Genomic DNA, 12,258 nt, shown 5'->3' with positions numbered 1-12,258 from the left:
CTGCCCACTCGGCGCGACTGAGGGCCGGGCGACGAGCCCGTCAGGCGAGCGAGCCGAGCCACAGCCCGAGGGAGGCGGCGCCCACGCACGCGACGAGCATGCCGAGGCCGTTCGCGACCGCGGCTCCGCGTCGCCCGGCCGCCAGCAGTCGCACCGTCTCGACGCTCGCGGTGCTGAACGTCGTGTACCCGCCGAGCAGCCCGGTGCCGAGCACGGCCTTCCACTCGGGCGCGACGACCGCCTGCAGGGCGAGGCCGGTCAGCAGCCCCAGCGCGAACGAGCCCGACACGTTGATGACGGTCGTGCCCCACGGGTAGGCGGAGCCGAGGCGGTCCTTCACGAGCCCGTCGACGACGAACCGGGTGGCGGCACCGACCCCGCCGGCCACCGCGACGGCGACGACGAGCAACGGGCTCACGAGGCGCGCCCCGCGAGACGTGCGCCGACCCGGATGCCGGCCGCCGCGGCGAGGACCCCGAGCACCAGGCTCAGCAGCCCGTAGAGCCCGGCGACGGCGAGGTCGCCCCCACCCGCCCCGGCGAGCGCCGCGGTCTCGGTCGCGAGCGAGCTGTAGGTCGTGAACCCCCCGAGGACGCCCGTCCCCACGAGGAGTCGCAGCCTTTGACGCCCGCCCTCGTCGGGCCCGGAGCGCAGCAACCGCTCGAGCAGGACGCCGAGCACGAACGCCCCGACCACGTTGATCGCGAAGATCGCCGTGTCGAACGCCCCCCACGACGGCACCACGAGCGTGATCCCGACCCGTGCGGCCGTCCCGAGGGCGCCGCCCAGCGCGACGAGGGCGATCAGGGACGGACGGAGGTGCGGGGCACGAGGGCGCGCGGCACCCGTCACCGGCGGCCTCGCGTCACAGTTCGTCCTCCCACGGCAGCGTCTGGCTGCGGGGGACGGGGGCGAGCGGCACGACGACGACCGGCCGGTGCTGACGGTGGCTGAGGTGCAGCGCGACCGAGCCGGCGAAGAACTCACGGACGCTGCCCCGCAGGCCGGCCTCGCGGCTGCCGACGACGATGAGCGGGGCGTCGAGCTGCTCGGCCAGGTGCGACAGGCACCGGGCGGGGTCGCCGGCGACGATCGAGGTGCGCAGCTCGACGCCGCGAGCCGAGGCGATCGGCCGCAGCCGCGCCTCCAGGTCGGCGTCGAAGGACAGCGTCTCGGTGTAGTCGTCGGGGTCGAGGGGGTACGACAGGACGGTGCCGTCGATGCCCTCGGCGAAGGCGAGCCGGTCGGGCTCGACCGAGACGCAGAGCAGACCGGTGCCGAAACGTGCCGCCAGGTCGGCCGCGGTCGCCACGACGGCCTCACCCGAGTTGGGCACGACGCCCGCGACGACGAAGCCGCGCGCGGGGTTCTGCTCGTCGGACATGGTCACCACCCTCTCACCGTGTCGCCGTCCCACGCGGCGCCACGGCCACAGTGAACCACCGTCACGCCCCTCCGCGGAAGAGCAGATCCGAGGTGGTCTCGTCAGGACCCCACGGTTAGGATGGGAGAACAAATGGATCGGGAATGCTCGATCGGCGTCTGGCCCCGACGATGTCGGGGCCAGACGCTTGTGACCTCCGCTCACGGGTAGACCTTGAGTCCCCAGCCGCGGGTCTCGCCTGCAGGTGACCGGACGATCTTGGGGTCGATGCGGTCCCATGCCGCGTTGGCCTGACCCGGCCGGATCACCTGGAGTCCGATCGGCCTCGCCACCATGTCCGCGATCTGGAGCCCCGTGCTGTTGGCGCTCTTGGCCGCACAACGGAACGTCAGCGTGGTCCCCAGGCCCCGCAGTCGAGTCGACGACCGTACCCGCTCGAACTCGCGCTCGAGATCGGCGTCCTCTGCCTTCCCACGGCTCTCGAAGACCATGCAGGTGGGACGGTCTCGCTGACCACGGCGCTGCAGGTGCAGGAAGACACGTTCCATTCCGTACTCGAGGGCCACATGGTACGGATTGGCCGCGTGGCCTCTTTCGTCACGGAAGGCTCTCTTGTCGATGACACAGGCGACGACGTCGAAGGGGGCGTCGTCGACGAGGCTCGAGACGCGGCTCATGAAGGTCCTCCTGACCGCCCCGTTCTGCAGGATGTCGAAAGGGGGCAAGGCCTTCCTCATCTCACGCTCGTGGAGAACGATCATGTCGTGGCCGAAGAAGTCGAACTTCAGGCGCTGGGTCGACGGGACGATGCGCCGGACGTAGTCGTCGACCCGGAAGATGCAGAACACGAGGACGAAGACGGGGAACTGTTCGTTGATGGACACCAGCGAGTGGTCTTCGCTCTCGTCCGCGTAGACGATGTACTCGCCGTAGGCCATCGATCCTCCGTCATGTCACGTACCGGTTCGGCGTCGACCCTACAGTCGCAGGGGGCCGCGGAAGAGCAGACTGTCGGCATGTGCGGTCGCTACGTCGTTGCCCGGGCCACGTCCGATCTGCTGCCGAGCCTGCTCGACGGCCTGGGGCCCCTGCCCGACGACTTCAACGTCGCGCCGACGACCGTCGTGCCGGTCGTCCGGGAGCGGCACGGCGAGAGGCAGCTGCCCGGTGCCCGGTGGGGGTTCGTGCCGTCGTGGTACCCCGACCTGAAGAAGCGTCCGCAGCCGATCAACGCCCGCATCGAGACCGTGGCGACCAGCGGCATGTTCCGTCGGGCATTCGCGACCAGCCGGTGCATCGTGCCCGCACAGGGGTACTACGAGTGGGTCGTGACCGAGACCGGCAAGCAGCCGCACTACGTGCACCAGCCCGACGCCGGGCTCGCCATGGCCGGCCTCGTCACCGCGTGGCCCGATTCCGCGAAGGACGAGGACGACCCCGACCGTTGGGTGCTCTCGACGACGATCATCACGCGCGACGCCCACGTGGCACCGGGCGAGGTGCACGACCGGATGCCGGCCTGCCTCACCCCCGACTCGTACGACGACTGGCTGGGCGACGGCCTCGACGCCGACGAGCTGCTCTCGCTGCTCGACCGGGACTCGTTCGAGGTCGCCCACGACCTCGTGCAGCACGAGGTGAGCCGCGAGGCGAACGACGTCCGCAACAACGGCCCGCACCTCATCGAGCCCCTGCGCTGACGCCCCTCGGACGAGGAGGCGCGGCTCGCGTCCCGGCCGGAGGCGCGACTCGCGTCCCGGCCGGAGGCGCGGTCCGGCGCCTCAGCGCGCGTCGCGGTGGCTCGCCAGCCGTTCGCGCAGGTACGACACGAGTTCGCCCTGGGCCCGTCGGGACTCCCGCGTCAGCCGGTTGAGCGGTACGCGCCCGCCCGCCGCGAGGGCGGGGTCGCGCGGGACGACGACGAGCGATCGACGGCCGAACTCGTTCTGCAGCGCCTCGCTCGAGCGCGTGGTCCGGTGCTCGCCGAAGACGCCGACGACCACGAGCATCACCCGGCGCAGGCCGCCGACCCCGTGCCGCTCGCGGATGCGGGCGAGGACCCGTTGTGCGTCGGCGAAGCCGACCGGGGTCGTCGGGGCCACGACGACCCCGAAGACGCTCGTGTCGTCGAGCAGGTCGAGGAGGGCGCCGTCGGCGTGGGCGCCGAGGTCGTGCAGGGTCAGCTCGTGGTCGACCCGCGCCGCGTCGTCGCCCCCGGTCAGCCGGGTCCCGAGGTCCCCGCCCGAGTGGTCGATCAGCCGGGGCACCGACTCCCCCGAGAGCTGGGTGAAGAGCAGGGCCGTGACCGTCGTGGTCCCGACGCCCCCGGCGACGCCCGCGACGACGACCGTCCGGCCGGTCACGAGCCCGCTCCGGCGACGTCGGCTCGTCCGTCGGCCTCGAACCGGGCCACCTGGACGATGCGCGGCGCCTGGCCGCGACGGACCAGGCGGCCTCGACCGGCGGTCATCTGCTCGGCGTAGACCTGCGGCACGATCGGTCCCTCGCTGCGTTCGCCCGACATGATGAACGACGACCCGCCCGTGTCGCGCAGCGTCTGCAGCGCCGGGTCGTAGAGCGCCCGCGCCGAGCCGGCGACCGGCCTGCTGATCAACACGTGCAGCCGGAGGTCGCGGGCCGAGGGCAGGAAGGGCAACAGCGGCTTGAGCGGCTCGGTGCCCCCCGAGGCGACGATGTCGTAGTCGTCGATCACCACCACGATGCGCGGACCGGCGTCGCGGTCGCCGGCCTGGCGCTTGGCGAGCTCGTCGGCCACGGCGACGGCGAGCGCGCGGGCGTCCGTGCTGGTCGAGGCATGACCGCCGAGGTAGTCGTCGGGCACCTCGGCGACCAGGTCGCCGCGGAGGTCCATCAGGGCCACGACGAGCTCGTCCGGGGTCGCCCGGTCGACGAAGCCGCGCACCAGTCCGCGCAGCAGGGTCGACTTGCCGGCCTTCGAGTCGCCGAACACGAGCAGGTGCTGGTCGGCACCCGGATCGAGGGCGACCGGCTGCATCGTGTCCTGCCGCAGGCCGAACGGGATCGCCTCGGGCTCGTCCAGCGCGTCGGGCAGCTCGTCCGGCGAGAGCTCGGTGGGCAGGAGGCGGATCGGTGCCGCCGCGGGGCCGTTCCAGCTCGACGCCGACCGGCGGGCTAGGGCCTCGAGGGCGTCGCCGACCTCGTCGTCGTCCGTGTCGTCCAGCACCGGCAGCGCCACCTGGGCGAACAGGTTGTCGTCGGTCAGGGCCCGACCGGCCTGGTCGGCCCGGATGGTCTGGGCCAGCTTGCGACCGATCACCGAGTCCGCGGGATCGTTCAGGTGCAGCTCGACCCGGGTGCCGACCAGCGGTTGCTGCGCCATCCGCAGTTCGTTCCACCGCGTCATCCCGAGCACGACGTGCAGTCCGTAGCTGCCGCCGCGCAGCAGCAGGTCGCCGAACGCCGTCTCGAGCTCGACGAAGTCCCCGCGCAGCTGGCCGGTGCCGTCGACGACGAGCACCACGTCGGCCGAGATCAGCTCGGGCACCTCGCCCGCGGCGTGCAACCGACGCAGCATGGCCAGCGAGTCGATGCCGTGGTCGCGGAACACGCGCTCCCGGGTCGTCAGCATGGCCGCCAGTTCTTCGAGCAGGCGCAGGAGGCGGTCCTTGCTCGCCCGCGTGGCCACGCCACCGACGTGCGGGAACCCCTCGATCCGGCCGAGCCCCCCGCCCGTGAGGTCCATGCCGTAGATGCCGACCTCCTGCGGGGTGTGCGTCAGGGCCAGCGAGGCGACGAGGGTGCGGAGGAACGTGCTGCGTCCGGTCTGCGGCGCCCCGATCACGGCGACGTGCCCGCCGGCCCGGGCGAGGTCGAGCAGCCACGGGTCCTGCCGCTGCCGCGCCGGGTCGTCGAGCAGTCCCATCGGCACCCGCAGGCCGCCGGCCTGGTCCGCTCCGACCACCCGCGAGAGCGCGAGACGGTCGGGCAGGGGCGGCAACCAGACCGGGTCGACGTCGGTGCCGCCGCCCATCAGGCGGTCGACGGCCTCGTCGATGACGGCGCGACCGACGTCGGGCCGCGAGAGCTCGTCCTCGCCGCCGTCGTCGTCGCCGCCCGCGATGCCGTTGAAGGTCGGCAGCAGGAGCGCGGTCGGCCGCACGTCGTCGCCCGCCAGCGAGCGGGCGGCCTCGGTCGGCAGGGGGCCCGACACGTAACCCGCGCGGAACCTCCGGTACACCGAGGTGTCGACCTTGAGGAAGCCGAACCCCGGGACCGCGGGGAGGTGGAACGCGTCCGGCCGGTCGAGCACGATCGAGCTCTCGGCCTCGGAGAAGGTCCGCAAGCCGATCCGGTACGAGAGGTAGGTGTCGAGGCCCCGCAGCTTGCCCGCCTCGATGCGCTGGCTCGAGAGCAGCAGGTGCACGCCGATCGACCGCCCGATCCGACCGATGGTGAGCAGCAGGTCGACGAACTCGGGCTCCGCCGTGAGCAGCTCGCCGAACTCGTCGATGACGACGAACAGGTGCGGCATCGGCGGCAGCTCCGGGCGACCGACGCGCATCTCGCGGTAGTGGCTGATGGACGACGCGCCCCCGGCGTCGCGCAGTTGCTCCTGACGCCGGACGACCTCGCCCTGGATGCTGACGCGGGCACGTTCGGTGAGCTGCGCGTCGTCGGCCAGGTTGTCGATCAGCCCGGCGACGTGCGGCAACCCCGCGAACGGAGCGAATGCCGCGCCTCCTTTGTAGTCGACGAGGACCATGCTGAGGTCGTCGGGCGAGTGCGACAGGGCGAGGCCGAGCACGAGCGTGCGCAGCAGCTCGCTCTTGCCCGAACCGGTCGCGCCGATGCAGATGCCGTGCGGGCCCATGCCGAGCTGCGCGGACTCCTTGAGGTCGAGCAGGACCGGCGCCCCGAAGTCGTCGATGCCGATCGGCACGCGCAGGAAGTCCCGCGGCGAGCGCGGCGTCCACGCGGTCGCCGGCGTCAGCGTCGTCACGTCGTCGATGCCGAGCAGGTCGGTGATCTCGACGGCCTGGGCCGAGTCGACCTCGTCCTGCCTGCTGAGGCTCAGCCGCAGGGGGGTGAGCGTGCGGGCGACGGCCTCGAACAGCTGCGGGGTCGTGGCGTCGATCGTCGCCGTCTGCACGCGGACCTGGCCGTCGTCCTCGACGCGGGCGTCCGTCACGACCGCCTCGTCGCCCTCGACGGTGATGCGCAGGGTGACGTCGGACGGTTCGTGCAGGCGGTCGCTCAGCAGGTGGACGGTCGTGACGCCGAGGTCGGTCAGCGAGAGGTCGGCGTCGGGCACCGGGATGCTCGAGGCGACGTGCCCCCAGTCGTCGACGAAGACGACGAGGCGCGATCCCTCGGTGCGCGCCGTGGTGCCGATCGAGCGCTTCGTCGTGGCGGCCTCCTGCGCCCGGTCGCCCAGTTCGCCGCCGATGACCGAGAGCAACGAGGAGGCACTGGTCGCGACCCGTCGCGCCGGCACCGGTCCGTCGTAGAGCGAGTCGTCCACGGCGTGCGGGACGAGGTCGAAGCCGCGCCAGTCGTCGGCCGCGCTCTCGGGGAACGCCGCGGCCAGGTGCACGTCGTCGGGTGAGTGCAGGGCGGCGAGCTGCAGGATCATCGAGCGGGCGACCCGCAGCGCGGACTCGCGGTCGCCCAGCACGGCGACCGATCCGGCTCGGTCGAGGTCGACCGTGATGGGCATGCCCCGCACGGTCGAGAGGTGCTCGACCACGGACTCGGCCTCGCTGGCCATGATCGGGTCGAACGGCTGCACGGGGTTCGGGTCCTCGGGGACGGACATCGGGAACCAGGTCAGGTCGCCCTCGCCGATCCGCACCGAGAGGAAGTCGTCGTGCTGGCGGCGGCGTTCCCAGAGTCGCGCGGGGTCGCGCACCAGCTCGAGCAGGGCGGCGGGTTCGGGGTCGAGCACGGCCGCCGTCGCCCGGACGGCCCGGGCCTTCGTGCGCATCCGCGAGCGCAGCCGCTCGAGGAAGTCGAGGTAGCGCTCGCGCTGCAGGCGCCGCTGCCGCGCCGCGTTGCCCCGCTGGCTCAGGGTGACCGCGAGTCCGCCGACCAGGGCGACGATGAGCAGCACGGCGCCGACCAGCAGGAAGAGCGGGTTCGAACTGCCGCGGTAGACGACGATCATCACGACGCTCGAGAGGGCGCCCACGACGGGGAGCAGGGCCTGCACGGGCACGCCGCCGACCTTGCCGTCGGCCAGCTGGGGTGGTGGGGTGATGTCCTCGTGCTCGGCGGGCTGGACGGGTCGCGTGATGCGCGTGGGCCGGTGGACGAGCTTGACGGTCATCGTCGCGCCTCCTGGTCGTCGGCGATCGCCGGGCGGGCGTCCCGCCCGCGGGCCTGGCGGCGTTCCGAGGGGCGACGTTCCGACGGGCCGGGATCGGCCGCCGACGGGGCCGGGCCGGGATCCCCGACGGGCGGGGCGCCCCTCGGGACCGACGGAGCGTCGAGGGGCAGCAGGGCGGCGGCGAGGCGGGCGTAGGCGATGCGGGTGCGCGTGCCCAGTGCGGCGCTCGACACCGGCCGACCGCCGGAACGGGCCGCGTCGTAGGGCACGCGCACGACGGGCACGGTGGGGTCGTCGCCGACCGTGACGGGGGCCGCGCGACCGGCGTCGCCGACGTCGACCAGGGCGATGACCACGTCCGGCCGGTCGGGGTGGTCCTTGATCGCGGGCACGAGGGCAGCGGCCTCCTCGGCGGCGTGGCGGTCGGCGCGGGCCACGATGCAGACCGTCCGGCTGGCCGACACCACGTCGGTGAGGTCGGCACGCCAGTCGCGCACTCCCCAGTCGGTCACGACCAGGTCGAAGAAGCGGCTGATCGGGGTGACCTCGTCGAACCAGCCCGCCGCGGCGGCCACGGCACGGGACTCGCCCCGGGGGTCGAGCGAGAGGGCGTAGAGGCCCGAGGGCGTGCGGGGCAGACCGTCGACGGCGTCGACCGACCGGCGTGCCGTGCGCCTCCGCGAGCTCGGTGCCGCGCTCGAACCGACCGGCGCGCCGGCCTGCCACAGCATGCCGCGGGGGCCGCGCGACGCGTCCACGCCGAGGACGAGCCCGGGACGGCGACGGGCGAGCAGGGCGGCGACGTAACCGGCGGTCGAACTCGCCCCGGCTCCGCCCCGTGCCTGCACGAAGCCGATGCGGCGCGACACCGGCAGCGGCCGCCGGACGATCTCGTCGACCGTCGTCACCTCGTGCACCCGGGCGCTCACGCTGCCGAGCAGGGCCAGCGGCGCCGACCGGACGAACGCGTCGAACGCGCTCACGAGAAGGCCCCGAGCAGGTCGGCGTAGACGCCGAACACCCCGAGCAGGACGGGAAGCAGGGCCACGACGCCGAGGGCCTCGACGGCGTTGCCCACGCGGCGCAGCGAGGCGCGTTGGTGGGCGACCGGGTCGACGCCGCCGGCCACGACCGCGACCACGACCCCGGCCGCGAACAGGACGACCACGAGCCACCCGGGAGCGAGCGGTTGGACGAGCAGGCCCCCGAGCAGGCCGATCAGGGCGGCGGCCCAGAGCACCCAGCCCTGGGCGGCGATCGGCAGGGCCCGGGTGCGGGCCGCGACGACGAGCACCACGGCGACCCCGAGACCGACCTGCCAGAGATCGGCCGACCCGACGGACGAGACGGCCGTGACGGCCACGGGCCCCGCCACCGCGAAGGTCGACCAGGTCAGGGTGCGGTAGGCGTCGCCGACCGTCAGCAGCACCTCGTCACGGCGACCCCGACGTCCGTCGACCACCTGGTCGTCGAGACCGGTCAGGCCGGAGGCGCTCATGGCGAACCAGGGCAGCAGGCCGCAGACGACGACGGCGAGCACGGCGCCGACGCCCACGGCCCCCGCGTCCTGGACGCCGAGGGACCGCAGCACGATCGGCACGGCCCCGAGCACGACGCCGAGGACGCCGCCCCACCACGCCGACCGGGAGCCGAGACCGGCGCCCGCTCCGAGCGCCAGCGCGATCCAGGCGAGCACGATCACGGCGAGCGCCACGTCGACCGGCGGCAGTTCGAGGGCCGGGACGGCCCCGAGCACGACCGCCAAGGGGGCCGCGCACCCCAGGGCGACCGAGGTCGCGGAGACGGCGAGCCAGCGGCCGCCGAAACGACCGGAGACGAGGGCGACCACGACCGCCAAGCCATAGACGGTCGCGAGCGTGCCGACGGGCTCGACGTCGGACGCCCTGGCCAGCACCGTCGAGAGCGCCAGCGAGAGCAGTCCGATCGCGACGGCCGCCGTCGCCGTGCGCGACCGTCGCGTCCACAGGCCCGGTCGGCTGGCGAGCGACTCGGCCAGCACGTCGGTGACGTCCGCGACCTCGGGCGGCGGGGGCGCGGCGTCCTCGCGCAGCAGCCGGAGCAGCTCTCCGTCGACGATGCGCTGTTCGGCGACCGACAGGGAGGTGTCGAGCTGCTCCCCCGTCGAGCGGACGAGGGTCAGCGGGCGCGACACGGCACCGGGACGCTCGTCGAGGAGCTCCATGAGGCGCGGGATCAGACCACCGATCGGCTCGTCGGCGGGCACGACCATCTCGGCCTTGCGCGCCGTGCCGACGATGGTCAGCCGGGTGTAGTCGGTCATCGGGGCTCCGTCGTGGGGGTGGGGTCGGGGACGTCGGTCGACGCGGGAGAGGGCGACGGCGAGCCGGTGACCGGCACCGCGCCTCCTGACCCTCCGGTGGTCTGCGACTGGGTCGCACGCTGGTCGGCCAGCACCGAGAGCACGAAGGACGTGCCGGCGCAGCCCGCGCAGGCGACCGCAGCGATGACCAGGCTGACGATCAGCCGACGGACGTTGTCGTTGACGAGCCGACGCTCGTCGAGTTCGCCGAACAGGAGGGCCGAGACCAGGCGGGCGCGGTGCGTCTTGACGGTCTCGAGCAGGACGACGTCGCGGTCCCCGCTCATGCGTCCACCACCCCGGACGGCTGCACGGTGAGGGTCCGTTCGCCGAGCTCGACGACGTATCCCGGTGCGGCCGGCCCGCGCAGGCCCGCCACGAGCGGCTGCCGCGTCCCGTCGGGCGCGACGAGCGAGGACCCGTTCGTCGACCCGAGGTCGGTCACCCACAGCACGGCCCCCTCCCACGCGAAGAGGGCGTGGGTCTTGGTGAGGCTGCGGGCGAGGTCCGCCCAGGCGAAGACCGGGTGCTCCTCGCCCTCGCGGTTGACCGGGGCGCGGCCGATCAGCAGGGTCGACTCGAGGTCGAGGCGTTCGCCGCTGTCGAGCTCGAGGACGATCGACGGCGCGGTGGTCGTGGGTCGGCCCTGGCCCGTGCGCCCGAAGGTGTTCTCGTCGGGTCGTCCCGCGGCGTCGAGCGGGTCGGTCGGGTGAGGCAGCAGCGGGGCGGAGGCCGCGGCGGGCAGGGCCGGCCTCTGAACGAGCGGTGGCGACGACGTCATGGGGTCCCGGCCACGCCGCAGGTCGACCGTCACCGCCTGACGACGGATGCTGAAGCGCCCGCGGCGGTCGACCCTCAGCACGGCCGGCGGGCGACCGGTCAGGTCGTCCACCGTGCGCAGGGACAGGACCAACCGGCCCACCGAGCGCCCTCCGCGCACGTAGAGCACCACGTCGAGCAGCACGAAGACCAGGGCGACCACCACCACCGCGATCTCGACGGGCACGGGGACGAGCGCCGCGCCGGCCGTGGCGGACGAGGCGCCCGTGGCCACGCCGACGACGAGGACGCCGAACAGGACGAGGGGCACGCCCCAGTCGATGGCGACCGCACCGCGGCGCCGCGACGGGGTCGCCGTCTGCACGCCCGCGAGCAGTCCCGAGTAGGTGCCGATGGCGCTGCCGGTCGCCGCCGAGACGATCCGCACACCGCACCAGAAGCACCAGGTCGCGCCCGCACCGAGCGGTTGTCCGCAGCGTCCGCAGCTTCGCGCGCCGACCAGTGCGCCCACGGTTCCGCCTCTCGCCTGCGGGGTGCCGGACCAGGTCGTCGAGACCGACGAGGAGCGACCGCCCGCGTCCCCGGAGCGCACGATCGGCCCCAGGCTAGCCGACCCCACGTCCCCCGGTGAGACACCCGTTCCGGGGCCGTCACCCACCCGTCCCCCGCCTCGGTCCCCCGACATGTACCCCGCAGACGGGTGGCGATCGAGACGGAATCGTGATTTCCTCATGAGTCGACCCGTGACGGGTCGCCATCAGATCGAAGCAAGGGGAGAACGACATGATGAAGTTCGCCATGGGGAGCGAGACCCTCACGCAACTGAGCCAGAAGACGAGTGGGGCCGGCGACGACCTCGGCGCTCTGGTCCGCCAGCTCGCCGACGCGGCCGCGCCGCTCGAAGGCCGCTTCAACGGAGCCGGCCGCGCCGCCTTCGACCGGTTCAAGGGCGAGGTCGACGGCATCTCCGTCGAGCTCAACGCCGCCCTGTCCTCGGTGCTGACCGGCATCACGGGCCAGAACCGTGCCTTCGTCGAGGGTGAACAGCAGATCGCCGACGAGACCACCTCGGCCCAGTCCGGTGCCGGATTCGAGAGCGCCCGCTTCGGCGGATCGCGCGCATAAGGGGGAACGACCATGGCCAACGCAACCGACCGCCGCGACTTCGACCTCGGAGCCTCCGGCAACGCCCAGGACAACTTCAACGCCGTCGCCAGCCGCCTCGAGGCGCTCATCACGCAGCGCGACTCCGACGTCAAGACCGCCATGGCGGACTACCAGGCCGACGGCTCCAGCGAGGAGTACGCGGGCAAGGAGCAGCGCTGGAACCGCGTCGCCACCGAGGTGCGCACGATCATCAACACGCTCCGCCAGTCGCTCGCGTCGAACGACGAGTCGGCCCAGACCGCCATGCAGCGGGCCAAGGCCGCCGTCGACGGCATCTAG

The 12,258-nt window shown here is 73.3% G+C and carries 13 protein-coding genes; 3 read left to right on the top strand and 10 right to left on the bottom strand.

Annotated features, from left to right (window positions below; genetic code table 11):
• Nucleotides 1–40 precede the first annotated feature (40 nt).
• From crcB to ACVJ1F_RS07250, 4 genes are all read right to left on the bottom strand, one after another.
• Complete coding sequence (gene crcB / locus ACVJ1F_RS07265; RefSeq protein WP_456885471.1) at nt 41–418, bottom strand: fluoride efflux transporter CrcB; 378 nt, start codon at nt 416–418, stop codon at nt 41–43.
• Nucleotides 415–852, bottom strand: a complete 438-nt coding sequence (locus ACVJ1F_RS07260) for a fluoride efflux transporter FluC (RefSeq protein WP_456885470.1) — start codon at nt 850–852, stop codon at nt 415–417. Before ACVJ1F_RS07260 ends, crcB begins: the two co-directional genes overlap by 4 nt.
• A gap of 13 nt (nt 853–865) precedes the next feature.
• Complete coding sequence (locus ACVJ1F_RS07255; RefSeq protein WP_456885469.1) at nt 866–1,384, bottom strand: universal stress protein; 519 nt, start codon at nt 1,382–1,384, stop codon at nt 866–868.
• A gap of 200 nt (nt 1,385–1,584) precedes the next feature.
• Entirely contained in the window at nt 1,585–2,322 is a 738-nt protein-coding gene (locus ACVJ1F_RS07250; protein ID WP_456885468.1) for a DUF3800 domain-containing protein, read from the bottom strand.
• Between the two features lie 78 nt (nt 2,323–2,400).
• On the opposite strand from ACVJ1F_RS07250, the gene ACVJ1F_RS07245 reads away from it, so the two are divergent.
• Nucleotides 2,401–3,084 (top strand): SOS response-associated peptidase, encoded by a 684-nt coding sequence (locus ACVJ1F_RS07245; protein WP_456885467.1) that lies wholly within the window; start codon nt 2,401–2,403, stop codon nt 3,082–3,084.
• A gap of 81 nt (nt 3,085–3,165) precedes the next feature.
• Here the strand turns inward: ACVJ1F_RS07245 and ACVJ1F_RS07240 are convergent, their stop codons facing one another.
• The 6 genes from ACVJ1F_RS07240 to ACVJ1F_RS07215 are packed head-to-tail and all read right to left on the bottom strand — an operon-like array spanning nt 3,166 to nt 11,239.
• Nucleotides 3,166–3,747 carry a hypothetical protein gene (locus tag ACVJ1F_RS07240; RefSeq protein WP_456885466.1) on the bottom strand — a complete coding sequence of 194 codons (582 nt, stop codon included), beginning with the start codon at nt 3,745–3,747 and terminating at the stop codon, nt 3,166–3,168.
• On the bottom strand, nt 3,744–7,691 hold the full coding sequence (gene eccCa / locus ACVJ1F_RS07235) for a type VII secretion protein EccCa (protein WP_056044173.1): 3,948 nt from the start codon (nt 7,689–7,691) through the stop codon (nt 3,744–3,746). The genes ACVJ1F_RS07240 and eccCa overlap by 4 nt, the downstream gene beginning before the upstream one ends.
• Nucleotides 7,688–8,674: a P-loop NTPase family protein gene (locus tag ACVJ1F_RS07230; protein WP_285062068.1), complete on the bottom strand. Its 987-nt coding sequence runs from the start codon at nt 8,672–8,674 to the stop codon at nt 7,688–7,690. The genes eccCa and ACVJ1F_RS07230 overlap by 4 nt, the downstream gene beginning before the upstream one ends.
• Entirely contained in the window at nt 8,671–9,993 is a 1,323-nt protein-coding gene (locus ACVJ1F_RS07225) for an EsaB/YukD family protein (RefSeq protein WP_456885465.1), read from the bottom strand. The genes ACVJ1F_RS07230 and ACVJ1F_RS07225 overlap by 4 nt, the downstream gene beginning before the upstream one ends.
• A complete protein-coding gene (locus ACVJ1F_RS07220; protein WP_055975719.1) occupies nt 9,990–10,319 on the bottom strand; it encodes a hypothetical protein in 330 nt (109 codons plus the stop codon). The genes ACVJ1F_RS07225 and ACVJ1F_RS07220 overlap by 4 nt, the downstream gene beginning before the upstream one ends.
• Nucleotides 10,316–11,239: an FHA domain-containing protein gene (locus tag ACVJ1F_RS07215; RefSeq protein ID WP_456885464.1), complete on the bottom strand. Its 924-nt coding sequence runs from the start codon at nt 11,237–11,239 to the stop codon at nt 10,316–10,318. The genes ACVJ1F_RS07220 and ACVJ1F_RS07215 overlap by 4 nt, the downstream gene beginning before the upstream one ends.
• 356 nt (nt 11,240–11,595) lie before the next feature.
• Here ACVJ1F_RS07215 and ACVJ1F_RS07210 point away from each other — a divergent pair, with 356 nt between their 5' ends.
• Together ACVJ1F_RS07210 and ACVJ1F_RS07205 are read left to right on the top strand one after the other, a co-directional pair.
• Nucleotides 11,596–11,937, top strand: coding sequence for a WXG100 family type VII secretion target (locus ACVJ1F_RS07210; RefSeq protein WP_307785006.1), 342 nt, complete (start codon nt 11,596–11,598; stop codon nt 11,935–11,937).
• A 12-nt stretch (nt 11,938–11,949) separates the two neighbouring features.
• Nucleotides 11,950–12,258: a pore-forming ESAT-6 family protein gene (locus tag ACVJ1F_RS07205; RefSeq protein WP_043595262.1), complete on the top strand. Its 309-nt coding sequence runs from the start codon at nt 11,950–11,952 to the stop codon at nt 12,256–12,258.

Source organism: Frigoribacterium sp. 2355 (genome assembly GCF_054060695.1).
The sequence above is the reverse complement of the archived record's forward strand: the minus strand, read 5'-3'. Positions and strand labels throughout refer to the sequence as shown.

Coding starts and splice junctions, on each gene's coding strand:
- ACVJ1F_RS07255 (WP_456885469.1), bottom strand. CDS start 1,384: ATGTCCGACGAGCAGAACCCCGCGCGCGGCTTCGTCGTCGCGGGCGTC.
- ACVJ1F_RS07250 (WP_456885468.1), bottom strand. CDS start 2,322: ATGGCCTACGGCGAGTACATCGTCTACGCGGACGAGAGCGAAGACCAC.
- ACVJ1F_RS07245 (WP_456885467.1), top strand. CDS start 2,401: ATGTGCGGTCGCTACGTCGTTGCCCGGGCCACGTCCGATCTGCTGCCG.
- eccCa (WP_056044173.1), bottom strand. CDS start 7,691: ATGACCGTCAAGCTCGTCCACCGGCCCACGCGCATCACGCGACCCGTC.
- ACVJ1F_RS07225 (WP_456885465.1), bottom strand. CDS start 9,993: ATGACCGACTACACCCGGCTGACCATCGTCGGCACGGCGCGCAAGGCC.
- ACVJ1F_RS07220 (WP_055975719.1), bottom strand. CDS start 10,319: ATGAGCGGGGACCGCGACGTCGTCCTGCTCGAGACCGTCAAGACGCAC.
- ACVJ1F_RS07210 (WP_307785006.1), top strand. CDS start 11,596: ATGATGAAGTTCGCCATGGGGAGCGAGACCCTCACGCAACTGAGCCAG.
- ACVJ1F_RS07205 (WP_043595262.1), top strand. CDS start 11,950: ATGGCCAACGCAACCGACCGCCGCGACTTCGACCTCGGAGCCTCCGGC.